This is a genomic window from Halorussus salilacus (genome assembly GCF_024138125.1).
Classification (GTDB): Archaea; Halobacteriota; Halobacteria; order Halobacteriales; family Haladaptataceae; genus Halorussus; species Halorussus salilacus.
The window spans coordinates 176,171-200,070 of sequence record NZ_CP099994.1 but is presented as its reverse complement, the minus strand read 5'-3'; the positions used below and the strand labels follow the sequence as shown (position 1 = coordinate 200,070).

Here is a 23,900-nt window from a genome sequence, read left to right as displayed (position 1 = left end):
CGGTGACCCTGGCCACTCGCCAGATGCTCCCTTCTGCAGTTTGAATCGTCGAGGTCGCTCGACCGCGTGCGGCGAGCCAGTCGAAGCGCCGCCGCTCGCGAGTGCTATCGCATAAAATACAAAAACCCCACGGCCAGCGCGTGCGCTGGTCGTGGGGTGAATAGTGGTATGAATGGGAGGCGGCGAACCGGCTTTCCCAGAGGGTCGCCCACTCCAGTACTCACTGGAACGCAGGCGGGCTTAACTTCCGTGTTCGGGATGGGTACGGGTGTCAACCCCGCCGCTATGGCCGCCTTAACGCCGACTCGCGGAATCGAACCGCGAACAGTGTCCAACGTCGGTAGTCCGATGTACTGACGACCGTGTGTTCGTGCAATCCAGTTAGCGCCTGGACTCGATTTCTCGAGTACAGTGCATGAGTGTGTGGCGTCGATCGGTTAGTACTCGCAGACTGAACGCCTCGTTGCCTCGGCGCGTACATCCCGAGCCTATCGAACTCGTCTTCTACGAGTGATCTCGGCGGTATCTCTTTTCCAGGTGGGTTTCGAGCTTAGATGCGTTCAGCTCTTACCCCGTGTCACGTGGCTGCCCGGCACGCGCCCTCTCGGACGACCGGTACACCAGTGGTGACCAATCGTAGTTCCTCTCGTACTATACGATCGTTCCCGTCAGATACCATGACACCCCAATAGATAGCAGCCGACCTGTCTCACGACGGTCTAAACCCAGCTCACGACCTCCTTTAATAGGCGAACAACCTCACCCTTGCCCGCTTCTGCACGGGCAGGATGGAGGGAACCGACATCGAGGTAGCAAGCCACCCGGTCGATATGTGCTCTTGCGGGTGACGACTCTGTTATCCCTAAGGTAGCTTTTCTGTCATCTATCGCCCGCATCAAGCAGGCTGATAGGTTCGCTAGACCACGCTTTCGCGTCAGCGTCCCTTGTTGTGCAGGACACTGTCAGACTCTCTTTTGCTCTTGCGCTCTGTTCCGGGTTCCCGACCCGGATGAGAGAATCTTGGGGCACGCTCGATATCTTTTCGAGCGTGTACCGCCCCAGTCAAACTGCCCGGCTACCGGTGTCCTCCTCCCGGAGTGAGAGTCACAGTCACTGACGGGTAGTATTTCAATGTTGCCTCGGTGGCCCGCTGGCGCGGGTACCTGTGTAGTGGCTCCTACCTATGCTGCACATCAGCGACCGTGTCTCAGCGACAGCCTGCAGTAAAGCTCTATAGGGTCTTCGCTTCCCCTTGGGGGTCTCCAGACTCCGCACTGGAACGTACAGTTCACCGGGCCCAACGTTGGGACAGTGACGCTCTCGTTGATCCATTCATGCAAGCCGCTACTGAAGCGGCAAGGTACTACGCTACCTTAAGAGGGTCATAGTTACCCCCGCCGTTAACGGGTCCTTCGCCCGGTTGTACCCGGTGTTCAGATACCCGCACTGGGCAGGATTCAGTGACCGTACGAGTCCTTACGGATTTGCGGTCACCTATGTTGTTACTAGACAGTCGGAGCGTCCGAGTCACTGCGACCTGCCCCGATCTGGGGCAGGCATCCCTTATCGCGAACTTACGGGACTAACTTGCCGAATTCCCTAACGTCGGTTGCTCCCGACAGACCTTGGCTTTCGCTGCCAGAGCACCTGTGTCGGATCTTGGTACGAACTCACTACTCCCTTTTCACGGGCCCCAGGTTGGACTGACTTGCGCTGTCCCGCCGTTCGTCCGCTTCGTGCCGTTACGGCTTCCACGGATTTTGACGGTTCGACCGGGCGAGTGCCCGACTCAGCCTACCCCGAGGCGTCGGTTTCACTGTAGTGAGGTACTGGAATATTAACCAGTTTCCCGTTTGTCTCGCTCGAATTACGACGAGACTTAGGATCGACTAACCCTCAGCTGTTCAACATTGCTGAGGAACCCTTGCTCGTAAGGCCGTCGGGGGTCTAACCCGACTAACGCTGCTACTATGGCCAGGATTTTCGTCACCATTCGGTCCACGCGAACTCTCGTTCGAGCTTCCACCCAAATGGAGTGCCAGTCTACTGGATCGCCCTGTGACGGGCGCCGCTAGGTCTCGGTGGCGGACTTGAGCCCCGATCATTTTGGGCGCCCCGAACCTCGGCCGGTAAGCTGTTACGCTTTTCTTAGAGGGTAGCTGCTTCTAAGCTCACCTCCCGGCTGTTTAGGGCTCGGGACCACCTTCGATCGCACTTAGTCCGCACTTGGGGACCTTAACCCAGCTCTGGGTTGTCTCCCTCACGGTGCACAGGCTTACCCCGCACACCGGATTCCCTGCGTCAGCGGCGTCCGTAAGTTTGGAGTTTGACAGCGGGGTCGACTCCTCTCGGAGTCGACGCCCGCAATCGGTCGCTCTACCTCACGGACTACCTCAGCAGAGGTCATGCTTCGACATGTTTCGACTGGAACCAGCTGTTGCCGGATTCGATGGGCCTTTCACCCCTATACGCAGGTCACGAGAGGGTATTGTAGGACACCAACTCTAGCAGGCCTCCACGTGGCTTTCGCCACGCTTCGCCTTGCCCGCGCATAGATCATCCGGTTTCGGGTCGTATCGGTTCGACTCCCCGCGCTTGAACACGGCGGCCCTCGCCTGACGGCTGCGGCCATGTCGGTTTCCCTGTGCCTTCCCCGATGCTCGGGTTAGACTCGCCGAACTGATACACTCCCTGGCTCGTTTTTCAAAACGTACGATGGAACACCGGCTTCCCGTGAGTCCTACTGGAGGCTTGCGCCTCGGTCGTTTGTCACGGGACCTTTTGTGCCCCATCGCTCTATCGCCACCTGATTTCAGGCCCTGTTGCACCTCCCTTTGTGGGGTGCTTTTCAGCGTTCGCTCACGCTACTTGTTCGCTATCGGTCTCGAGACGTGTTTAGTCTTCGCCATCAATGCTGGCGGTATTCACGAGGAAGTTCCAATCCCCGCTACTCTGGAGCTGACGCACAGCGTACTTCACTCTCTTACGGGGCTTTCACCCTGTATCGCGCTCCGTTCCAGAAGACTTCAGAGAGTGGTTCGACTGCTGAGGGTCAGTCCGAACACCACATTGCCCGTGTGGGCTTCGGTTTGGACTGTGTCGCGTTCACTCGCGGTTACTGACGACATCCCGTTCGGTTTCTTTTCCTGTCGGTACTGAGATGTTTCAATTCCCGACGTTCCCCATTGCGCGAAGCAATTGCGGTGGGGATTCCCATTCGGAGATCCTATGTTCTTTGCCTCCGTGCGGCTCCCATAGGCTTATCGCAGCTTGGCACGTCCGTCGTCGGCGCTCGAGCCGAGCCATCCACCAGGCGGCACAGTAGCCACGTTGTTGTGGATAATGTCACTGTGACCCGATGAAATCGAGTCCAGTGGACGCCTGGATTGCACGTACACACGGTCGTCATCGCCACGTCTCGGTGGTCGCGAGAGCGTGCATCGAACCCTTCCTACTCGCGCTTTCACGGAGTAGTGCATCGGTCTTCGGATTAATCCGTAACGCCGGACCACGTATAAGGGTCACGGTTCGGGATTAACCCGGAGTAAGGACCTACTAGGAGTCGAACCTAGAACCTCCGGAGATGGAGGCGCTCCCACGAGCTAGGTCTGAGCCCTGGTAGTTCGAAGGTGCCCGGTCGGCACCACGACAGCATCGTCGAGGACCCTCCGTGTCCGTCGCGAAGACGGACGGGTGTGGGCCACCCGGTGTGGGTGGTCCCGTGCGTTAGGAGGTGATCCAGCCGCAGATTCCCCTACGGCTACCTTGTTACGACTTAAGCCCCTTGCGAAGCCCAGATTCGACCGGGGTTTCCCGGCCTCATCCGGACCTCACTCGGGTGCTTTGACGGGCGGTGTGTGCAAGGAGCAGGGACGTATTCACCGCGCTCTTCTGAAGCGCGATTACTACCGAATCCAGCTTCATGAGGACGAGTTTCAGTCCTCAATCCGAACTACGACCGGGTTTAAGAGATTAGCGCCGCATTTCTGCGTTGCCACCCGTTGTCCCGGCCATTGTAGCCCGCGTGTAGCCCAGCTCATTCGGGGCATGCTGACCTACCGTTGCCCGTTCCTTCCTCCACGTTGGCCGTGGCAGTCTCCCTAATGTACCCAGCTACCACAAGGGTACTGCTGGCAATTAGGGATGCGGGTCTCGCTCGTTGCCTGACTTAACAGGATGCCTCACGGTACGAGCTGACGGCGGCCATGCACCTCCTCTCTGCAGCGTCATGCAAGGTCATCAACCTGGCAATCATTACTGCAGTCGGAGCTGGTGAGATGTCCGGCGTTGAGTCCAATTAAACCGCAGGCTCCTCCGGTTGTAGTGCTCCCCCGCCAATTCCTTTAAGTTTCATCCTTGCGGACGTACTTCCCAGGCGGCTCGCTTGACGTCTTCACTGCAGCACAGCGTAGACTCGTAGTCTACGCCATACTTAGCGAGCATCGTTTACAGCTAGGACTACCCGGGTATCTAATCCGGTTCGTGACCCTAGCTTTCGTCCCTCACCGTCGGGTCCGTCTTCTCGAGGCGCTTTCGCCACCGGTGGTCCGTCCAGGATTACGGGATTTCACTCCTACCCCGGACGTACCCCTCGAGTCTTCCGGCCCCAAGCCAGCTGGTTTCCGCCGGACGCCTGCTCGTTGAGCGAGCAGATTTCCCGACGGACCTGTCTGGCCGGCTACGGACGCTTTAGGCCCAATAATAGCGGCCATCACTCGGACTGCCGGTATTACCGCGGCGGCTGGCACCGGTCTTGCCCAGTCCTTATTCGTACACCACCTTACGGTGTACAAAAGCGAGGACTATATGCCCTCGCACTCGGAGTCCCCTTATCGCACTGTCGTGCAGTGTAAAGGTTTCGCGCCTGCTGCGCCCCGTAGGGCCCGGAATCTTGTCTCAGATTCCGTCTCCGGGCTCTTGCTCTCACAACCCGTACCGATTATCGGCACGGTGGGCCGTTACCCCACCGTCTACCTAATCGGCCGCAGCCACATCCTCTGGCGCCGTAGCGTTTCGGGCTCTCCTCACTCCAGAGTGAGAGCCGTATTCAAGATTAGCCTCAGTTTCCCGAGGTTATCTTGATCCAGAGGGCAGTTTGGCCACGTGTTACTGAGCTTTCCGCCACGAGTGTGAACTCGTGCGACTAGCATGGCTAAATCGGACTCCGATAGCAATGGCCTCCGGCAGGATCAACCGGAATGGTTGCCGAGTCCCGAAGGACTCGGTGGGTCTCTGGCGGAAGCATCGAATGCTATGGTTCCGTAGATTCGACGATACTGGTCGAGGACCGACCGAGTATCACCGAACTACCAGGGCTAACATCAGATTCCATCGTGTACGGCGGACCGCAGGGGTGGAATCCTCATTTCCTGCCGACCGGGGCGGGGCGTCGCCCCGCCCCGGTCGGACTCGTTCGGATTCAATCGTAGGGGACAACCCTACTTAACTGCTTCGAATCCGCGACGCCCCGAGCGGTCGGAACCGCGGGACATCGTTCACATCACTACGAATGCCCGGGTTACACTTAAGGCCGTCGAACCGAAGCCTCAATGAGTACCCCTCTCACGGCACGGGGAAACAACCCGATATCACCCCGAAACTGTCAGTTACTCGCGGTCGCTTCCGAGGACCATCACCTTCACGCGCGCCACCGCGTCGAAGTCCCGGAGGCGGTACGCGAGCCGTCGGACCTGTTCGGCCGGGCCCTGACAGAACGCGGTCTCGAGACACCACTCGCCGCGGTGGACGTGGCTGGTCGCGGTGATGACCTCGCCGAACTCGTGCTGGACGACGTGGAGGTCGCCGATGACCGCCTCGTGTTCGTAGTCGTAGGCCAGGACCGCGACCACCTCTCCCTCCGCCGATTCGAGTTCCTCGTGGGATTCGACGTACTCGCGCATCGCCTCGCGGACCGCGCGCGAGCGGGAGTCCAGTCCCTGCGCGCGCCACGTCTCGTCGAACGCCGCGAGCACGTCGTCGGGAACGTTGAGGCTGGTTCGCATACCGGGCGCTTGGGGCCCGACCCGGATGGGGATTTCGAGTCGCGGTTATTACTCGGTGCCCGATTCAGTAATAACAAGTCGTTTTGCGAGGGTCGTCCGTAGTTCCGGACGCGAATGATACCGAGTGACGCAGTCGGGCTGTTCGCCGGAGCAATCGCGCTCGGCGTCGTCCACGGAATCGAGCCGGGCCACGGCTGGCCGGTCGCCGCGAGCTACGCCCTCGACCAGTCGAACAAGTGGCTCTACGGCTTCGCGGCGAGCTTCATCCTCGGAGTGGGCCACCTCGTCAGCAGCATCGCGATGGTCGTCGCGTTCTTCTTCGCGAAGTCGTACTTCGGACTCACCGACGTCGAGGGGTCGATGACGGTCCTCGGCGTCGAAATCGGCGGCCCGATTGGCGTGGTCGCCGGAGTCCTGTTGATCCTGCTGGGCGTCCGCGAGTACTTCCACGGGCACGGCCACTCGCACGCGGGCGCGGGCACGGGCGAAGGAGAAGGGGGTAGGCACGACCACGACCACGACCACGACCACGACCACGACCACGACCGCCTCGCCAGACTGAAGCTCGCGCTCCCGTTCGTCGGCGGGCACTCCCACGGCTCCGCCGACGACGCCGCCGACCGCGGCCTGTGGGGTATCGCCGGATTCGCGTTCGTCCTCGGGTTCGCCCACGAGGAGGAGTTCGAGATCATCGCCCTCTGTGCCGGGTCCGACTACTGCCTCTCGCTGATGACCGTCTACGCGCTGACGGTCATCGTCGGCATCGTCTCGTTCACCCTCCTGCTCATCGCGGGCTACCAGTCCCACGAGGAGCGCGTCGAGCAGTACACCGACTACCTGCCCGCGTTCTCCGCTGCGGTGTTGATACTCATGGGTCTGGGATTCATCACGGGTCTGTTCTGACGCGCCCCGGGAAAGTATTTAACCGTCTCCCGACGGGTTCGAGGTATGGACCGCCGCGAACTCCTCGCGAGTGTCGGCCTCTCGGTCTGCCTCCCGCTCGGAGGCTGTCTCGGCGACGGTTCGGGCTTCGGAAGCGCCGACGAGTCGTCCGACTCGGACGACCGTCCGACCGAGACCACCGACGCGACGGACGACGACGAAACGGAGACGGCCGCGCCGAATCCGGTCGCAGAGCGCTTCGGCTGTTCGAGCGCCTATCGACCCGAGTCAGACGTGGAGGCGGGCGTCGAACACGAGGTGGAGGTCGGCGACGAGACCGAGGTCTACGAGAGCGTCGGCTCGACCGACTACCCGACTCCGCCAGCGGCGTTCGACGGCGACGCCGTCGAGACGTTCGTGGCGGAATACGAGAAGGTCTACCAGCGAAACGTCTATCTCGACAAGCACGAGGACCGACTCGTCGAGTTCGACCCGATGGTCGAGGGCGTCGAGCGGTTCGACTTCCGCGACCCCGTCGCGACCGTCCGTGTCGACTTCGCGGTCCACTTCGCGGCGGTCAGCGGCGACTCGGTGGTGATGACCGAACCGGCCGGGGAGGCCGCCGTCTACGCCGTCGACGAGACCGGGCTCGCTCGGACCGACGCGGAGTACCGCGGCAACGTCGAGGGGTCGGTGCGGGAGGCGACCCCCGACCCCCTCGAAGACGGCGACCTCCTCGAATGCTTCTGAGACGCCGCGGCTTCGGGAGGAGCAAATTTTTTGACCTCGCGAGAACAACTCCCGACCGGTGGGACCCATGGACGAAGCCGCGCTACTGCCGACCCTCGTGTACGTCCTCCTCACCGTCACGCTCGTGATACTGGCGGTCAGAACGTTCGAGTGGTTCGACCTGACGGGAGTCACCGCGACGCTCCTCGCGTTGCTGGTCGTCTTCGAGGCCGGGGTCGCCTACGAGGGCGTGCAGAAGGCCCTCCGATGACCCGCCGCGGTTCCGGCCGAGAGCCGACGCCGAGCGGGAATCACCGAAGGAACCCCAACAGCTCGTAGTCGTGGTCCGGGGTGTAGCGCCGGAACAGGAGGCTGTTGGTGAGCACGCTCACGCTGGAGACCGCCATCGCCCCGGCCGCGAGGACGGGCTGGAGCAGACCGAGCGAGGCCAGCGGAATCATCGCGGTGTTGTACCCGAGCGCCCAGAAGAGGTTCTGCTTGATCTTCGAGAGCGTCCCCTCCGAGACCCGGATGGCCTTCAGCACGTCGGCGGGGTCGTCGCGCATCAGCGTCACGTCGGCGGCCTCGATGGCCACGTCGGTGCCCGACCCGATGGCCGCGCCGACGTACGCCGCCGCGAGCGCGGGCGCGTCGTTGACGCCGTCGCCGACCATCATCGCCTCGCGCCCGTCGACCTGAATCGCCTCGACCGCGTCGGCCTTGTCCTCGGGCAGGACCTCCGCGCGGACGTTCTCGGGGTCGATACCGACCTGCTCGGCGACCGCGCGGGCGGTCCGCTCGTTGTCGCCGGTGATCATCATGACCTCGGTGCCGCGGTCCCGGAGGTCGGCGACCGCCCGCTTGGCGCTCTCCTTGACGGTGTCGGCGTCGGCGACGACGCCCGCCAGCTCGCCCCCGACCGCCACCAGCATCGCGGTCTTGCCCTCGCGTTCGAGCCGCTCCATGGTCTCCTCGGCGGGTTCGGGGTCGATGCCCTCGTCGTCCAGTAGCTTCCGGTTGCCGACCAGCACCGTCCCGTGAGAGGTCTCCGCGCGGACCCCGTGACCGGGGACGTTCTCGAAGCTCTCGGGGTCCTCGACGTCGAGGCCGCGCTCGCGCGCGCCCTCGACGATGGCCTGCGCGAGGGGGTGTTCGCTTCCCTTCTCGGCGCTGGCGGCCGCCGACAGGACGAACCCCTCGTCGATTTCGGCGGCGGGGGCCTCCACGGCCCCTCCGTCTGCGGCCGGTTCGCCGCCGTCGGAGGCGGGTTCGTTCCCTCCGTCGGTCGCGCGCTCGGTCCCGCCGCTCGCGGCGGGACCGAGCGCGACCACGTCGGTCAGGCGCATCTCGCCCTCGGTGAGGGTGCCGGTCTTGTCGAAGACCACGGTGTCGACGTCCCGAACTCGCTCCAGCACGTCGCCGCCCTTGAACAGCACGCCGTTCTGCGCGCCGATGGAGGTCCCGACCATCGTCGCGGCTGGCGTGGCGAGCCCGAGCGCGCAGGGACACGCGATGAGCACCGCGGAGGCGAAGACGACCACCGCGAACTCGAAGACCGAGACCGTCCCACCTGCGACCGCCGGACCCCCGGCGACCGGCCCCCACAGCGGGAGCGCTCCCACGAATCCCGCGAGCGCCTCGGGGAAGACGTACCAGAGCGTCCCCCAGAGCAGGGCGTTCGCGATGACCGCGGGCACGAAGTACGCCGAGATGCGGTCGGCGACCTTCTGTATCTCGGGCTGGCGGCTCTGGGCCTCCTTGACCAGCTGGACGATCTGCTGGAGCGCGGTCTCGGAGCCGACCTTGGTCGCCTCCACGCGGAGGACGCCGTTCTCGTTGACGGTCGCGCCCACCACCTCGTCGCCCGGGCGCTTCTCGACCGGCACCGACTCGCCGGTCACCATCGACTCGTCGACCGCGCTCTCGCCGTCGACCACCTCGCCGTCGGTGGGTATCTTCTCGCCCGGCCGGACCACCATCACGTCGCCGACTTCCACGTCCTCGACCGGGACCTCCTTCTCCTCTCCGCCCTCGACTATCGTCGCGGTGTCGGCCTCCATCTCCAGCAGGGTCCGGAGCGCCTCGCTGGCCTGCCCCTTCGAGCGGGCCTCCAGATAGTTGCCCAGCGTGATGAACACGAGGATGAAGACGGCGGTGTCGAAGTAGAGGCTGCCCGTGAACCCGAGCAGGACCGCGACCGAGTAGAGGTACGCGGTCGACGAGCCCAGCGCGATGAGCACGTCCATGTTCGCGGTGCGGTTCCTGACCAGCGCGTTGTAGGAGTTCTCGTAGAACTCCTTGCCGAGCGCGACCTGAACCGGCGTCGCGAGCGCGAACATCACCCACCCGAGCGGGAGCCCGAGCAGGGTGTCGCCGAGCAGGCCGAGCGAGAGCAGGTGGTCGGCCATGAACACGAGGAAGGGAGCCCCGAGCACCGCGCCGAACAGGGTCAGATTGCGCTGGCGTCGAATCTCGGCGTTCCGGGCGTCCTCCCGGCGGTCGCCCGCGGTCTCGCCGCCCTCGTCGGACTCGTCCTCGCGGATGGGGTCGTAGCCCGCGCGCTCGACGGCGTCGTAGAGGTCGTCGAGGTCCGCCACTTCGGGGTTGTACCGGACGGTCGCCTCGTCGGTCGCGTAGTTGACCTCGGCGGAGACGACCCCGGGCGTGTCTTCGAGCGCCGACTCGTTGGCCTCCGCGCAGTTCGCACACGACATCCCCGAGATGCCTATCGACACCTGCCGGGCCACCGGTTCGTAGCCCGCGTCCTCGACGGTCCGGTATATCTCGGCGAGCGAGACCGTCTCGGGGTCGTACTCGACGGTCCCCTCGTCGGTGGCGAAGTTGACGTTCGCCTCCCCGACGCCGTCGAGGTCGCCGAGGGCGTCCTCGACGGTCCCCGAGCAGTTGGCACAGCTCATGCCTCGGATTTCGAGGCGCTCCGTTCTCGACATGGTGGTCACCTTGCGTGAAGGTAGGGGTCCCACGTTGAAGCGACTTTTCCCTTAACGAGTGAACTGATATGCCCAGTGAGCCTAACGACTCGAAAGTAATTCGAGCCCCGAGTTTCGTATCCGAGGTTCGCCCGCCGACCACGTTCGGTTCCCGCCGGTCGGAGGCCGGGCCCCGTGCGTTCATGTCGGGGGGTAAATATTTCACTGTGGGATTCACAACCAGAGTACATGAGCCGACGCGAACTCGACGCCAACGTCCTCGAAAGCACCGTCCTCGGTCGCACGGTCCGAACGCGCGCTCACAGCCTGAGCGTCTGGTTCGTACTCGCGCTCCGCCTGATGATGGGAATCGCCTTCCTGTGGTCGGGCGCCGACAAGGTGCTCGCCGCCGAGCCGTTCGACGCCGCGGGATACCTCCAGTACGCCACCCCCGAGAACGGGAGCCCCTTCGCCGACCTCTTCGTCGCGATGGGTCAGACCGACTGGTTCGTGGCGGTCGTGAACGTCGCGGTGCCGTGGGGCGAGGTCCTCATCGGTCTCGGACTCATCGTCGGAGCGTTCACCCGCCTCGCGGCGTTCTTCGGCGCGTTCATGATGCTCATGTTCTATCTGGGCAACTGGGACATGGCCCACGGCCCCATCAACGGCGACTTCGCGTACATGCTCACCTTCCTCGCGGTGGCCGCGCTCGGCGCGGGCCGCGTGCTGGGTCTCGACGCCTACATCGAGCAGTACCCGGTGGGCGGCCGACCCCTCGTCGAGCGGTACCCGTTCCTGAGCTACCTGCTCGGGTGAGGGCGAGGGACGGTTATGAAAGTTCGTTTGGATTACTGAAAATCTAGTGGTTTTATTCGGGCGGGCGGCCATCTTCATCCATGGAGCAGACGGCGACAGTTCGGACCGCGACGCTGGCCGACTCGCACACCGAGACGACCGAGATCCTGATGCCCGACGACACCAATAACCTCGGGCGCGCGCTCGGGGGTGCGGTTCTCCACTGGATGGACATCTGCGGGGCCATCTCGGCCCGGCGGTTCTCCCGACGGCAGGTGGTCACCGCGTCGATGGACCATGTGGACTTCCTCGCGCCCATCGACCTCGGAGACGTGGTCGTCACGGAGGCGTACGTGTTCGAGACCGGCGAGACCAGCGCGGAGGTCAAGGTGGACGTGTACGCCGAACGGCCGAGCGGGGACGAACGAAACGAGACCGCCACGTCGTTCTTCACCTTCGTCGCGCTCGACGACGACGAGGACCCGGCGAGCGTCCCCGACCTCCGGTGTCCGACCGACGACCAGAAGCGAAAGCGCGAGCGCGCGCTCGAAGAGCGCGCCGAGCGCCGGGCGGAACTCGCGGCCGAGACCGAGTAGCTACCAGTCGAGCGAGCCGCCCGACCGGTACTCGGTCACCTGCGTCTCGAAGAAGTTCTTCTCCTTGTTGAGGTCGGTCGCCTCCGACATCCACGGGAAGGGGTTGTCGGTGCCGTAGGCCTCGGGCAGGTCGAGTTGCCCGAGGCGGCGGTCGGCGACGTACTCGACGTACTCGGCGAACTGCGAGGGGCCCATCCCGAGTATCTCCGTGGGACACGCCTCCAAGGCGTATATCTGTTCGAGTTCGACCGCGTCCTCGACGAGTGACGCGATTTCGGCTCCGAACTCGTCGGTCCAGACGCCGGGGTGTTCCTGGCGAATCGCGTGTATCAGGTCCACGCCGAACGCGAGGTGGACCGACTCGTCGCGCATGATGTACTCGAACTGCTGGCCGATGCCGACCAGCTTGTTCTGGCGCTTGAGTCCGAGCATCATGGCGAATCCCGCGTAGAAGAAGATGCCCTCCATCACGACGTAGAAGCCGACGAGGTCGCGCAGGAACGACCGGACGTCGTCGTCGGTCCGAATCTCGAAGTCGTCGTCCAAGATTCCCTCGGTGAGGTCCACGACGAACTCGTCTTTCTCCTCGATGGACGGCACCTCGTCGTACATGCCGTAGACGTAGTCGGGGTCGAGGCCGAGCGAGTCACAGCAGTAGATGAAGGTGTCGGTGTGGATGGCCTCCTCGTAGGCCTGCCGGAGGAGGTACTGGCGACACTCGGGGCTGGTGACGTACTCGTAGAGCGCCAGCACGATGTTGTTGGCGGTCAGCGACTCGGCGGTCGAGAAGAACCCGAGGTTCCACTCGACCAACTGGCGCTCGGCGTCGGTCAGCGCGTCGCCGTTCCACTGCTTTACGTCCTCGCCCATCGGAATCTCCTCGGGCACCCAGTTGTTGTCAACGCCAGCGCGGTAGTACTCGCGCGCCCAGTCGTACTCGATGGGCAGAATCTTGTTCGGGTCGGTCTTCTCGTCGTTCAGTATCATTGGCAGGCCTCGCAGGTCGGGTCCTCCACGCTCGGGAGGTCGGTCTCGTCGCTCGATTCGTCGTCACCGTCCGCGGCCTCCTCGGTGCTCTGCTGTCGGCGAGTCTGGGTCTTGCCGTACTCGGACATCTCGAGGGTGGACTTCTCTATCTGGGACGCGCCGAGCGTCCGGAGGTAGTAGGTCGTCTTCACGCCGAGTTCCCACGCCGTCTGATACACGTCGTCCAACAGCGACCCGTCGGTCGAGGGGAAGAAGACGTTGTGGGACACCGACTGGTCTATCCACTGGCCGCGCCGCGCGGTCAGCCGGAGCTGGTGGCGCGGGTCGATTTCGAACGCGGTCCGGTGGCGCTCGCGCACGTCCTCGGGAATCTCATCAATCTCCTGAATAGAACCGTCGTGGAACTTGATTCGGTCCACCATCTCCTCGTCCCACAGGTCGCGGTCTCTCAGTTCGGCGACGAGGTGGTCGTTGACGACCGTAAAGTCGCCGCTCATGTTCGACTTGACGTAGAGGTTCGAGTACAGCGGTTCGATAGAGGGCGTCGTGCCCGCGATTGTCGAGATGGTCGCGGTCGGCGCGATTGCCATCGTATTGGAGTTTCGCATGCCGTTCTCGGCGATGGTCTCGCGAACCGCGTCCCAGTCCAGTCGCTCCTCGCGCGGTAAGGGAATCTCGCGGCCGCGTTCGTCTTCGAGAAGGTCGAGCGTGTCGTGGGGGAGGATTCCGCGTTCCCACTTCGACCCCTCGAACGAGGGGTACGCGCCGCGCTCGTCCGCCAACTCCGCGGAGGTCCGAATCGCGTGGTACGAGACGAACTCCTGTGCTTCGTCGGCGAACTCGACCGCGTCCTCGGACGCGAACGGAACGCCCTGCTCGATGAGCGACTCGTGGAATCCCATCACGCCGAGGCCAATGGGCCGGTGGCGCATGTTCGAGCGCTCGGCCTCCTCGGTCGGGTAGAAGTTGAGGTCCACGACGTTGTCGAGCATCCGCATCCCGGTCTCGACCGTCTCGCGCAGGTGTTCGCGGTCGAGACCGTCCGAATCCGTGTGCTCCGAGAGGTTGACCGACCCGAGGTTGCAGACCGCGTGTTCGTCCTCGCTCGTGTTGAGCGTGATTTCGGTGCAGAGGTTCGAGGAGTGGACCACGCCCTCGTGGTCCTGAGGCGACCGGACGTTGCACGGGTCCTTGAACGTAATCCACGGGTGGCCGGTCTCGAACAGCCTCGTGAGCGTGTCTCGCCAGAGGTCGGCGGCGTCCACCGTCTCGTACTGGCGGAGTTCGCCCGCCTCGGCTTTCTCCTCGTACTCCCGGTACTTCTCCTCGAACTCAGCGCCGTACGTCTCGTGGAGTTCGGGCACCTCGTCGGGCGAGAACAGCGTCCACTCCTCGTCGGCCCGAACGCGCTTGACGAACAGGTCCGGAATCCACGCCGCGGTGTTCATGTCGTGGGTCCGCCTGCGCTCGTCGCCCGTGTTGCGCCGGAGGTCGATGAACTCCGGGAAATCGAGGTGCCAGCACGCGAGATACGCGCAGGCGGCCCCGCGGCGCTTGCCCGACCGATTGATGGCCGCGGTCACGTCGTTCGAGATCTTGAGGAACGGGACGACGCCGGTCGATTCGACGCCCGTCGATTCGATGAGCGCGCCCGACGCGCGCAGGGGCGTCCAGTCGTTGCCGAGACCGCCGCTCCACTTCGAGAGCTGGGCGTGGCCCTTGTACGAGTCGAAGATGGCTTCGAGGTCGTCCGAAACGGTCGTGAGGTAGCACGAACTCAGTTGCGCGTGGGTCGTCCCGGCGTGGAACAGCGTCGGACTCGACGGCACGAACCGGAGCGTGGACATGACCCCGTAGAACTCCCGGGCGCGGGCCTCGCGCTCGCCGACCGGTTCGCGGAGCGCCAGCCCCATCGCCACGCGCATCCAGAACGCCTGCGGGAGTTCGAGGCGCTCGCCCTCGGCGGTCTTGAGGAAGTACCGCTGGTAGAGGGTGTCGAGCGCCATGTGGTCGAACAGTTCGTCGCGTTCGGGGACCAGTGCCCCCGCGAGCGCGTCGAGGTCGTAGGTCAGCAGTCGCTCGTCCAGCAGGCCCTCGCTGACGCTGCGCTCGACGTTCTCGGCGAACGACTCGCGGGCGGCCGACGCGAAGTCATCGGGGACCTCGCCGACCACCTCACGGTAGTATCGCTCGCGGAACACCGCGGCGGCGACGCGCTTGTACGCCGGGTCGCGTTCGACCCGGGCGGTCAGTGCACCGATTGCGGCGTTGTACAGTTCCTCGCGCGACGCCCCTGCATAGAGGTCCCGTGCGGTCTCCTCGACGAGGTCCGCGAGGACCGGGTCGGTGACAACGTTCTCGTGTCCTGTGCGCGCCCGGTCGAGGACCGAGCGTATCATCTCGTCCGTGGAAGTCGTCTGGCTCATGGGTTATCCTTACTGAGGTCGGAACCGGGCCGGTGTCGCTCGACAGCGTCGCCACTAATCGGCGTGGAGAGCCGTTCTCGGCTCCGATTTCCTCGGCCGTATCGTCTCGTGTCTGGTCGGACCCGGATAAAGCTTTCCAACTTTCCTTTCATAAGTGAAACTCAATTTGTTTTCCGGGCGCGGGACGACGACTCCGAACCGTGCGAAACGGGAGAAAGGAGTGGCGAAAAAGGATACACCGTCAGTCCGACTCGTGGATATTCTCGCCGCGGTTGAGCCGGTCGGCGATGGTGTAGGTCTGCTCGGCCGACCGCCGGGTGGGCGCGTGGGCAGAGAGGTACCGCGCGGTCGCGACGAGGTGGACCCGCGCGCGCTCGGGGTCGTCGGCGAGGTCGAACTGCTCGAAGGCGGCCTCGACGTTCTGTCGGGTGTGGAAGTCCGCGTCCTCGCGGAGGAGACCTTCACCCAGCGCGCGCTTGAGTTCCGCCGGGTCGCCGCCATCGGCGAGGAAGGCCGCGACCAGTCGCCCGGCCGAATCGACCTCGCCCTCCTCGTCGAACAGTCCCAGCAGTTCGGTCCGGAGGTCGTCGGGGGTCTCGACCTCGCTCCCGTCGGGAATCGGGGTCGGCGGGGTGTTGAGGAACCGGTCGAGGTAGACGCTCATCGCCCCGGCGAAGGCCCCCCGATACGCGGCGGTCGAGTCGGTCCGGAGCGCGGCCTCGTGGACCGCGTTGGCGTAGGTGTAGGTGTGGTGGACCGTGTCCCAGTCGCCGAACTCGTTCGAGGTGCCGAACCGGGCGACCCGGACGCCCGCGGCGTGGGCCACCTCGCCCGCGATTTCGGCGGGGGTCGCGCCGTTCTGAATCGCGGCTTTCATCGCAGTCACGAGCTCCTCGGGGTCGTCGCTCAGCAGGGTGTCGGCGAACCCCTCGGGCGCGCTCCACGTCTCGTCGGCCCCGTCCTCGACGAGTCCGGGAAGCTCGTCGTAGGCGTCGAAGACGAGTCCGGCGACATCCAAGGGCTGTCGCCACGCCGAGCGCTCCTCGTAGCGAGTCGCCCCCGTCAGGCGCGGAATCACGCTCGGCAGGATTTCGGGGGCGTGCTCCCAACCGACGTGGTCGAGCGCCTCGCACGCTTTGTTGACGAAGTCGAAGGTGTGGCCCGCGTCCATGTAGAGGTGGTCGGTCGCGGCGGTGTAGAGGATATCGGCGACCGCCTCGGGGTCGAGCGTCTCGATAGCGGTCCGGAGGCATCGCTCGGCCCCGTCGTCGTCTCGGACCTCGACCGTCTCGCGGAACCACGATTCGAGGCGGTCCCGGGTCAGGTCCCGGGTCGAGAACGCGGGCTGTTCGAACCGCGGGGGTTCGCCCTGCGCGTTCTCGGCGACCTCAGACAGGCCCGCGTACAGCGCTCGCGTCCGGTCCTCGGGGCGCACCTCGTCGTGGAGGTTCGCCATCACCGCGAGCGTGGTCAGGCCCCGACCCCACCCGTCGGCCCGATACCGCGCGCCGAACGCCAGACCCTGCCGGAGGGGGTCGGTGTAGGGCACGTCCTCGTCGGCCAGCCCCAGCACCGACTTCGCCACGACGAGGCGCAGGCCCTCTTCGAGGCCGGTTTCGAGCCTGTCGGTCCAGTGCTCGACCGGCGGCAGGTCGGGGTCGGGATGGGGGTCGACGTACACCTCGCCGTCCCTGACCTCGGTCGGGAAGGTCTGGACGTCGTCGGCCCACGGGTCGAAGGTGTCCCCGCAGGAGAGTTCGAACCGCGCGTGGTGCCAGTGGCAGGTCAGGACGCCGTCGTCGACGGTGCCCTCAGAGAGCGGAAAGCCCATGTGGGGACACCGGTTCGCCACCGCGCGGAACTCCCCCTCGTGGTGGAACAGCGCGAGGGCGCGGTTCCCCGCTCGCGCGACCATCCGCCCCTGCTCGCGGAGTTCGTCGGCGTCGGCGACGCCGACGAACGTCGATTCGGCCTCGACCGGTTCGGCGTCGGTCGGCTCCGTCGATTCGGGCTCCGTCGGCTCCGGGTCTGTGTCCTCGGTTGCCATAGAGAAGAGTTCGCAAGCGAACCCCAAAACGGTTCGCTGAAACGACATTTAGTAATCTAGCCGACACGAGTCGGGGTCAGGCGGCCTCCCGGAGTTCCTCGTACTTCTCCTCGAACCGTGACTTGCAGGACGAACAGCAGAAGTGGTAGCGGTCGCCGTCGATTCGCGCGGTCTCGCCCTCCGCGGTGACGGTGTTGCCGCACTCGTCGCACTCCAGCGCGAGTTCGACCCCCCGCGGTTGCGAGTTCCACGACGAATCGGCGAGCAGTCGCACGTCGTACTCCCGGACGGCCTCGGCGTCGAGCGACTCGGCGACCAGTGCCTCGACCGACGCCTCCTGCAGTCGGGCGTGGAAGACGACGTGGCCGTCGGCGGTCACGAAGACGTGTTCGACGCCGTCCAACTCCTCGACGCCCGCAAGCACGTCGGCGACCCGGCCGGGCTCGGCGCGAACGTCCACCAGCACCGCGACCCCCTCCGAGAGGAGCGACCGGTCGAGGTCGAGCGTGAACCGCCGGATCACGCCGAGGTCCTGCAGACGGTCGATCCGGTCCGAGACGGTGGGCGGGGATAGTCCCACCGCGTCGGCGATCTCGTTGTACGGTCGTCGCGCGTCGGCGACGAGCAGTTGGAGGATCTCGAAGTCGGTCTCGTCGAGTTCTCGCATTATCGGATAGCTTGTCCGTCCAGCGTAGAAACACTTTTCGTCGCGAGGGGGTCCCGGCTCGGGCGTCCCCACGAGAGCGTGGGGAAGGTCCCCATCGCCGCGGAGGGAGAGGGAGAGGGAGAGGGAGAGGGAGAGGGAGAGGGAGAGAAACGGCGAAAGCAGTTATCAGGCTGGCCGTGGTCCCTCTTTCGGTGATTACGATGGGCGAGTCCCGGGGAGTGGTGCGCTCGTGAGCTGGGTCGACGCGCTGGACCGCAACCGGAACCGCGTCGGGTGGTGGGTCTACCTCGGACTGCTGGGGCTGGGACTCGCGTTCGTGTTCCACTCGTTCGTCGGGACCTTCATCTTCGGCATCGTCATCTACTACGCGTCGCGGCCGGTGTTCCACCGGCTCCGGCCCCACCTCGGCGACGGCCTCGCGGCGTCGGCCACCCTGCTCGGGTTCGTCGTGCCGGTACTGGTCGTCGTGGCCTACATCCTCGTCGCGGGGTTGCAGGACTTCGCGTCGCTGGCCGGGCAGGAGGACGTCGCCCGGACGGTCGCGCCGCTCCTGAACGTCGAGGAACTGACCGAGGGCCAGCAGACCCTCGTCTCGACACTGAGCGACCTGCCCGGTCGGCTCCAGTCACTCCCGTTCGGGCAGGCCGGGGCCGTCCTCGGAGGCGGTCTCGCGTTCCTCGGGACCGTCACGGGCGGGCTGGTCCACGTCTCGCTGTCGTTCGCCGCGGCGTTCTTCCTGCTACGGGACGGCGACCGCATCGCGGCGTGGTTCCGCGAGAGCATCGCCGACCGGGACACGACCGGCTACGCCTACGCGACCGCGGTCGACGAGGACCTCGAAACCGTGTTCTTCGGGAATGTACTGTTCATCGCCACGATAGCCGTCCTCGCGACGCTGGTCTACTACGGCTTCAACTTCGTCGCGCCGCCCGCGCTGTCGATTCCGTTCGCGGTCCTGCTCGCCCTCCTGACCGGCGTGGCGAGTCTCGTGCCGCTGGTGGTCGGGAAACTGGTCTACGTCCCGGTTGTCGTCTACGTCGGTGCGATGGCGCTCCAGTCGGGCGGCGCGTCGCTGGTCTACCCGGCGGGCCTGCTCGCAGTCTGCTTCCTGTTGCTGGACATCCTCCCTCAGACGTTCGTCCAGCCGTACATCACCGGCCGGGAGACCCACTCGGGCATCCTGATGTTCGCGTACCTGCTCGGTCCGATGCTGTTCGGTTGGTACGGCTTCTTCCTGCTCCCGGTGTTCGTGGTGCTGGTCCTGCAGGCGGTCCGTCTCGTCCTGACCGAACTCGTCCACGGCGAGGGGCTCACGCCCGAGGTGAACGCTGCCCCGTCGCTGGGGTCGGACCCACCGGACCAGTCTGGTGAATCGGGTGAGTCCGGCGAATCCGGCCAGCCGTCTGCGAGCGACTCGTCGCTCGCAGACGGCGGTGACGAAGGGGACGACAGCGAGAATGGAAGGGGTGACGGAAGCGAAACCGACCGCCAGTGACGGAATTGAGTCACTCAACGGGAAATCGACCGATGGACACCTCCAAGGGGTTTCGGCCGAAGAGTCAATCCACCGCGGGCGGGAATGAAAGGGGCCGCCCGCTCGCGCTCGTTTTAGTCGTCTGTGCGGGCACTATCCGCGCGCGGTTTGCGCGGATATCCCGCACAGCGACCGCGAGCGGGCGGGGGCTTTCTGGGCGTTCACGTCGGGTCTTTCTTCGACTCGTAGCGAACCGACAGGACCATTCGAGCCGGACCACCCTCCATCACCAATCTTCCAGAAAACTCCATCACCAATCTTCCAGAAAATACGCCAGACTACCCGAAGCCCGATTCCGAAACCATTAGCCCCTCGCCCGACAACTCCCGGCCAATGAGCGACCTCCTGGTCAGGGCGGCCCGCGGCGAGCGAACCGAGCGACCCCCGGTCTGGCTGATGCGCCAAGCCGGGCGGTACATCCCCGAGTACCGCGAGATTCGCGAGGACTACACGTTCAAGGAGGCCATCTCGACCCCCGAGGTGGCAGAACGCATCACCCTCCTGCCGTGGGACATCTTCGAACCCGACGGCCTCGTGATGTTCTCGGACATCCTCACCGTCCTCGAACCCCTCGGCCTCGACTACCACATCGAGAGCGGGGTCGGCCCCGTGGTCGAGAATCCGGTGAACGGACCGGGCGACGTGCCCGCGGGCCACGCCGACGTGCGCGAGGAACTGGACTACGTGGGCGCGCTCCTCGAACGCCTCCAGGAGCGCATCGGCGACCGGACAGCCATTATTGGCTTCGCGGGCGGGCCCTTCACCCTCGCTGCCTACGCCGTCGCGGGCAAGCCCGCGGGCAAGAAACAGCTCCCGATTCGGCGGTTCCGGTCCCAGCACCCCGAGGCGTTCGCCGACCTGCTGGAGCGGTTCGCCGACGTGGTGGTCGAGTACGTCGAGTATCAGGTCGAGGCCGGTGCAGACGTAATCCAACTGTTCGACACCTACGCCGGGCTTCTGACCCCCGACGACTACCGGGAGTTCGTCCAGCCGCTTCACCAACGCATCTTCGAGGCGGTCGGGGTGCCCACCGTCGTCTTCGCCCGGAATCCGGGCGGCAAGCTCGATTTGCTCGCCGACTCGGGGGCCGACGTGGTGAGCCTCGACTGGACCGTCGACCTCGCCGACGCCCGGGAGGAACTGGGCGAGACCCCCGTACAGGGCAACCTCGACCCGAGCTATCTGCTCGGCGACGAGGCGTTCGTCCGCGAGAAGACCGCGGAGGTCATCGAGAAGGCCGGACCCGAGGGCCACATCCTCAACCTCGGCCACGGCATCGAGCGCGAGACGCCCGTCGGGAACGCCGAGGCGTTCGTCGAGACCGCCAAGGAGTGGGAGTGGTAGCGCGAGTGGGACGGAAGCGCGAGTGAGACCGGAACGAGTCAGTCCCCGCCGCCGCGCTCGACGGTCCGACCGTCGTCGCGCTCGCCGTCGAGGAACTCCTCGACTTCGACCGTCCCCGGCAGTCCGCCCGCGAACCCGACAGTCACGCGGTAGTCGGTCCCGGCCATGACGCCGGTGCAGGCCAGCGAGAACAGCTTTCGCTCGCTCCCGACCCGCACCGCGAGCGCGTCCGCGTCCGGGTGGTAGGACGCCGACTGCAGGGCGGGCTTGTCGCAGCTGTCCGAGCCGTAGTAGGCGAAGCCGGTCACGCGGACCGCGTTCTCCTCGGCGTCGAACGAAACCTCGACCTCCTCGGAGTCGGCGGAGTCGAGGCGCTCGAACGACTTCGAGACGATCCGCGGGCCGTCGGCGTCGCCGAACCCGCTACATCCCGCGAGCGCGGCGGCGGTCGCCGACCCGCAGGCGGCGAGGAACCGGCGGCGCGCGGTGGTGGAGGCCATACCCCTCGGTTCCGAGGGCGGGGGAATCAGTCTTGTGCCTCGGCCAACGTTTCTGCCAGCGCCTCGGCCTCCCGAATCCGACTCGGGACCCCCATCCGCGCGGTGTAGTTGGTCGCCAGCCGGACTCCGTCGGGCAGGTCCACCCGGTCCAGCACCGCCCACGAGTCGTCGTAGGCCGGGAAGCCCCGACGGTAGCGGTGAACGTCCACGACCTCGCTCTCGGCCCCCGTGACCGCCTCGAACTCTCGGCTCGCGACCTCGCCGAGGGTCGCGTCGCTCTCGTCGATAATCCCGGGGTCGTGCATCCCGCCGAGGAAGACGGTGTAGACTTCCCGGCCGAACATGCTCGCGTTCCACGACGCCCCGAGCGTCCGGAGGTCCTCGCCGAACCCGACCTGATAGCCGAGGGCGCGGGGGTCCACGTCGCCCTCGGCGTCGAGGTCGGCCCGGAGGTAGACCATCGCGAGGGGGTTGTAGTTCAGCTGCCGGAGCGCCGCCGCGGAGTCGGGCGCGAGGTCGCCCACGAGGTCGGCGGTCAGGTCGGCGGGCGTGGTGAGGACGACCTCCGAGACCGCGGTCGTCCCCTCGGGGGTTTCGAGTTCCCATCCGCCATCCTCCGACTCCCTGACCGCGGTCACGGGCGTCCCGAGTTCGACGTTCTCGGCGTGAGCATCCGCGAGCGCCTCGGGAAGCCGCTGGAGGCCGTCGTCGAACGAGATCGCGGGCGGGGTCTCGCGGCCGCCCGTGCTACGCTCGATGGCGGCCTTCAGGAGGCTTCCGTGTCGCTTTTCGAGCGTCACCAGCCCCGAGAGCGCGTGTTCGACCGGCATCTCGGCGGGGTCCGAGCCGTAGATGCCGCCGAACAGCGGGCCGAGCAGGTTCCGGTAGGCCTCCGCGCCGAACTTCCGGACGAACATGGCTTCGGCGGTCTCGTCGGGGTCGGCGGGGTCGGTGAAGGGTTCGGCGAGGACCTGCCGCTTTCCCTCCGCGGAGAGGAGGTCGGTCTCGGCGAACTCCGCGGGGGTGAACGGCGCGGGCCGAATCTCCCCGTCGGCGTAGACGCAGACCGGGAGGTCGGGGTCGGCAGTCCGGACCGCCGAGTCGAGTCCGAGGTCCCGAATCATGCCGTCGACGCGGTCGGTCCGGCGCATCCGCTGGGGGCCGCGTTCGAGGACGTTGCCGTCGACGCGCTCGCTCCGAATCACGCCGCCGGGGTCGGGTGCGGCCTCGTAGAGGACGTACTCGACGCCCTCACGGTCGAGGTAGTGGGCCAGCGCCAGCCCCGTGATTCCGCCGCCGACGATGCCGACCCGCGGGTCGGCATCGTCGGTGCGTTCCGCGTGGGCAGTGGAGTCGGTGCGCTCGCCGGTCATCGCGGCGCGTTCAGGCACATCGCGCCCGGCGACTCGGAGCACTGGCACTGGCGGAACTGGTAGTATCCGGGGTCGAAGTCGCCGACGAACGGCTCGGCGAGGTCGGCGAGCACCTCCGAGAACCGCTCGTCGTCGTGGGGCACGGGCACCCGGTAGAACTCCAGTCCGACCTCCTCGGCCTCCTCGCGGAGCTCGTCGTCGAGTTCCGAGAGGGTCTCGCTCTGCTCGTGCATGAAGCTGATGGGTTCGACGACGACGCGGTCGACCTCGGCGTCGCCGAGGCCCTCGATTACCTCCTCTACGTCGGGTTCGGTCCACGGGATGTCGCGGTTCTCGTGGTTCTGGTAGCCCAGCGAGTACGACTCGACGCCCAGCTTCCGGGCGACGACCTCGCAGAACTCCTCGACGTAGGTGTCGTATCGGCTCCCCTCGTCGAGGTAGTGGCGGGGCGTGCCGTGGGCCGAGTAGACGAACTCGGTGCCCTCGTCGGCCAAATCGAGGTTGTGAGCCGAGCAGAACCGCCGGACGTTGTCGGCCCGAATCTCGTTGTAGAGGGGGTGGCGGTGCCAGCCAGTAATCTCGGCGACCGGGGCGTCCCAGTCGCGCTCGGCGACCGCCTCGTTCAGCTCTTCGAGCGCCGCGACGGTGGTCGAGGCCCCACAGAGCGGGTAGACCGGGAGCCCGACGAGTTCGTCGACGCCGTCATCGCGGGCGGCCTCGACCGCGTCGCCGATGAACGGTTCGGTGAACTGCATCCCGACGTAGGTCTCGACGTCGTAGCCGCGGGCGTCGAGTTCGGCCCCCAGCGCGTCGGCCTGCGCCGTCGCCTGCGGATTCAGCGGCGACCCGCCGATCTCCTCGTACTCCTCGATGAGTCCGGGCGCGCGCCGCTCTGCGAGCTGGCGCGCGCGCTCGCGGGCCTCCTCCTCGGTGTCGGCGTCCTCCAGCGACGCGTTGTTGAGGAAGATGCGTTCGAGGTAGGCGACGACGTTCTCCCGGGTCGGTTCCGACGGCTCTCCGAAGTTGAGCAGGACGACCCCTGTTGTCATGTTTTGACCTTGCGACGGCGTCGTTGAATAGCTGTCGCT

The 23,900-nt window shown here is 65.6% G+C and carries 16 protein-coding genes and 3 rRNA genes; 7 read left to right on the top strand and 12 right to left on the bottom strand.

The genetic code is table 11. The features are described 5' to 3' along the window. Window positions 1–174: 174 nt before the first annotated feature. From rrf to NGM10_RS16580, 4 genes are all read right to left on the bottom strand, one after another. Window positions 175–297, bottom strand: a 5S ribosomal RNA gene (gene rrf, locus NGM10_RS16595). Window positions 298–418: 121 nt separating this feature from the next. Then, window positions 419–3,334: ribosomal RNA gene (locus NGM10_RS16590) — 23S ribosomal RNA — on the bottom strand. Between the two features lie 394 nt (window positions 3,335–3,728). Beyond that, a 16S ribosomal RNA gene (locus NGM10_RS16585) occupies window positions 3,729–5,200 on the bottom strand. The 16S, 23S and 5S rRNA genes sit together here, the layout of an rRNA operon. Before the next feature lie 406 nt (window positions 5,201–5,606). Continuing rightward, a complete protein-coding gene (locus NGM10_RS16580) occupies window positions 5,607–6,002 on the bottom strand; it encodes a CopG family ribbon-helix-helix protein (protein WP_253484021.1) in 396 nt (131 codons plus the stop codon). A 114-nt stretch (window positions 6,003–6,116) separates the two neighbouring features. Here NGM10_RS16580 and NGM10_RS16575 point away from each other — a divergent pair, with 114 nt between their 5' ends. The 3 genes from NGM10_RS16575 to NGM10_RS16565 are packed head-to-tail and all read left to right on the top strand — an operon-like array spanning window position 6,117 to window position 7,884. Beyond that, window positions 6,117–6,905, top strand: coding sequence for a HoxN/HupN/NixA family nickel/cobalt transporter (locus tag NGM10_RS16575; protein WP_253484018.1), 789 nt, complete (start codon window positions 6,117–6,119; stop codon window positions 6,903–6,905). A gap of 45 nt (window positions 6,906–6,950) precedes the next feature. After that, complete coding sequence (locus tag NGM10_RS16570; RefSeq protein ID WP_253484016.1) at window positions 6,951–7,634, top strand: hypothetical protein; 684 nt, start codon at window positions 6,951–6,953, stop codon at window positions 7,632–7,634. 58 nt (window positions 7,635–7,692) lie between these two features. Then, window positions 7,693–7,884, top strand: coding sequence for a hypothetical protein (locus NGM10_RS16565; RefSeq protein ID WP_253484013.1), 192 nt, complete (start codon window positions 7,693–7,695; stop codon window positions 7,882–7,884). A gap of 40 nt (window positions 7,885–7,924) precedes the next feature. Here NGM10_RS16565 and NGM10_RS16560 read toward each other — a convergent pair whose 3' ends face one another. Continuing rightward, entirely contained in the window at window positions 7,925–10,564 is a 2,640-nt protein-coding gene (locus NGM10_RS16560) for a heavy metal translocating P-type ATPase (protein WP_253484010.1), read from the bottom strand. A gap of 228 nt (window positions 10,565–10,792) precedes the next feature. Here NGM10_RS16560 and NGM10_RS16555 point away from each other — a divergent pair, with 228 nt between their 5' ends. After that, window positions 10,793–11,359: a DoxX family protein gene (locus NGM10_RS16555; protein ID WP_253484007.1), complete on the top strand. Its 567-nt coding sequence runs from the start codon at window positions 10,793–10,795 to the stop codon at window positions 11,357–11,359. An 80-nt stretch (window positions 11,360–11,439) separates the two neighbouring features. Next, complete coding sequence (locus NGM10_RS16550) at window positions 11,440–11,934, top strand: acyl-CoA thioesterase (protein ID WP_253484004.1); 495 nt, start codon at window positions 11,440–11,442, stop codon at window positions 11,932–11,934. Here the strand turns inward: NGM10_RS16550 and NGM10_RS16545 are convergent, their stop codons facing one another. From NGM10_RS16545 to NGM10_RS16530, 4 genes are all read right to left on the bottom strand, one after another. Further along, complete coding sequence (locus NGM10_RS16545) at window positions 11,935–12,921, bottom strand: ribonucleotide-diphosphate reductase subunit beta (RefSeq protein WP_438267172.1); 987 nt, start codon at window positions 12,919–12,921, stop codon at window positions 11,935–11,937. Then, entirely contained in the window at window positions 12,918–15,347 is a 2,430-nt protein-coding gene (locus NGM10_RS16540; protein ID WP_253484001.1) for a ribonucleoside-diphosphate reductase subunit alpha, read from the bottom strand. Before NGM10_RS16540 ends, NGM10_RS16545 begins: the two co-directional genes overlap by 4 nt. Window positions 15,348–15,588: 241 nt before the next feature. Continuing rightward, entirely contained in the window at window positions 15,589–17,394 is a 1,806-nt protein-coding gene (locus NGM10_RS16535) for a Rieske (2Fe-2S) protein (RefSeq protein WP_253483999.1), read from the bottom strand. A 76-nt stretch (window positions 17,395–17,470) separates the two neighbouring features. Continuing rightward, window positions 17,471–18,061, bottom strand: a complete 591-nt coding sequence (locus NGM10_RS16530; protein WP_253483996.1) for an AsnC family transcriptional regulator — start codon at window positions 18,059–18,061, stop codon at window positions 17,471–17,473. A gap of 229 nt (window positions 18,062–18,290) precedes the next feature. On the opposite strand from NGM10_RS16530, the gene NGM10_RS16525 reads away from it, so the two are divergent. Further along, entirely contained in the window at window positions 18,291–19,556 is a 1,266-nt protein-coding gene (locus tag NGM10_RS16525; protein WP_253483994.1) for an AI-2E family transporter, read from the top strand. Between the two features lie 372 nt (window positions 19,557–19,928). Continuing rightward, a complete protein-coding gene (gene hemE / locus NGM10_RS16520; protein WP_253483992.1) occupies window positions 19,929–20,939 on the top strand; it encodes a uroporphyrinogen decarboxylase in 1,011 nt (336 codons plus the stop codon). Window positions 20,940–20,977: 38 nt separating this feature from the next. Here hemE and NGM10_RS16515 read toward each other — a convergent pair whose 3' ends face one another. The 3 genes from NGM10_RS16515 to hemH are packed head-to-tail and all read right to left on the bottom strand — an operon-like array spanning window position 20,978 to window position 23,861. Beyond that, on the bottom strand, window positions 20,978–21,439 hold the full coding sequence (locus NGM10_RS16515; RefSeq protein ID WP_253483989.1) for a hypothetical protein: 462 nt from the start codon (window positions 21,437–21,439) through the stop codon (window positions 20,978–20,980). 26 nt (window positions 21,440–21,465) lie between these two features. Next, window positions 21,466–22,830, bottom strand: coding sequence for a protoporphyrinogen oxidase (hemG, locus tag NGM10_RS16510; RefSeq protein ID WP_253483986.1), 1,365 nt, complete (start codon window positions 22,828–22,830; stop codon window positions 21,466–21,468). After that, window positions 22,809–23,861: a ferrochelatase gene (hemH, locus tag NGM10_RS16505; protein WP_253483983.1), complete on the bottom strand. Its 1,053-nt coding sequence runs from the start codon at window positions 23,859–23,861 to the stop codon at window positions 22,809–22,811. Before hemH ends, hemG begins: the two co-directional genes overlap by 22 nt. Window positions 23,862–23,900 lie beyond the last annotated feature (39 nt).

What these genes read in the sequence shown, in the direction of transcription:
- NGM10_RS16540 (WP_253484001.1), bottom strand. Translation starts at nt 15,347, where the DNA reads ATGAGCCAGACGACTTCCACGGACGAGATGATACGCTCGGTCCTCGAC.
- hemE (WP_253483992.1), top strand. Translation starts at nt 19,929, where the DNA reads ATGAGCGACCTCCTGGTCAGGGCGGCCCGCGGCGAGCGAACCGAGCGA.
- NGM10_RS16545 (WP_438267172.1), bottom strand. Translation starts at nt 12,921, where the DNA reads ATGATACTGAACGACGAGAAGACCGACCCGAACAAGATTCTGCCCATC.
- NGM10_RS16530 (WP_253483996.1), bottom strand. Translation starts at nt 18,061, where the DNA reads ATGCGAGAACTCGACGAGACCGACTTCGAGATCCTCCAACTGCTCGTC.
- NGM10_RS16555 (WP_253484007.1), top strand. Translation starts at nt 10,793, where the DNA reads ATGAGCCGACGCGAACTCGACGCCAACGTCCTCGAAAGCACCGTCCTC.
- NGM10_RS16515 (WP_253483989.1), bottom strand. Translation starts at nt 21,439, where the DNA reads ATGGCCTCCACCACCGCGCGCCGCCGGTTCCTCGCCGCCTGCGGGTCG.
- NGM10_RS16560 (WP_253484010.1), bottom strand. Translation starts at nt 10,564, where the DNA reads ATGTCGAGAACGGAGCGCCTCGAAATCCGAGGCATGAGCTGTGCCAAC.
- NGM10_RS16580 (WP_253484021.1), bottom strand. Translation starts at nt 6,002, where the DNA reads ATGCGAACCAGCCTCAACGTTCCCGACGACGTGCTCGCGGCGTTCGAC.
- hemH (WP_253483983.1), bottom strand. Translation starts at nt 23,861, where the DNA reads ATGACAACAGGGGTCGTCCTGCTCAACTTCGGAGAGCCGTCGGAACCG.
- NGM10_RS16535 (WP_253483999.1), bottom strand. Translation starts at nt 17,394, where the DNA reads ATGGCAACCGAGGACACAGACCCGGAGCCGACGGAGCCCGAATCGACG.
- NGM10_RS16575 (WP_253484018.1), top strand. Translation starts at nt 6,117, where the DNA reads ATGATACCGAGTGACGCAGTCGGGCTGTTCGCCGGAGCAATCGCGCTC.
- NGM10_RS16550 (WP_253484004.1), top strand. Translation starts at nt 11,440, where the DNA reads ATGGAGCAGACGGCGACAGTTCGGACCGCGACGCTGGCCGACTCGCAC.
- NGM10_RS16570 (WP_253484016.1), top strand. Translation starts at nt 6,951, where the DNA reads ATGGACCGCCGCGAACTCCTCGCGAGTGTCGGCCTCTCGGTCTGCCTC.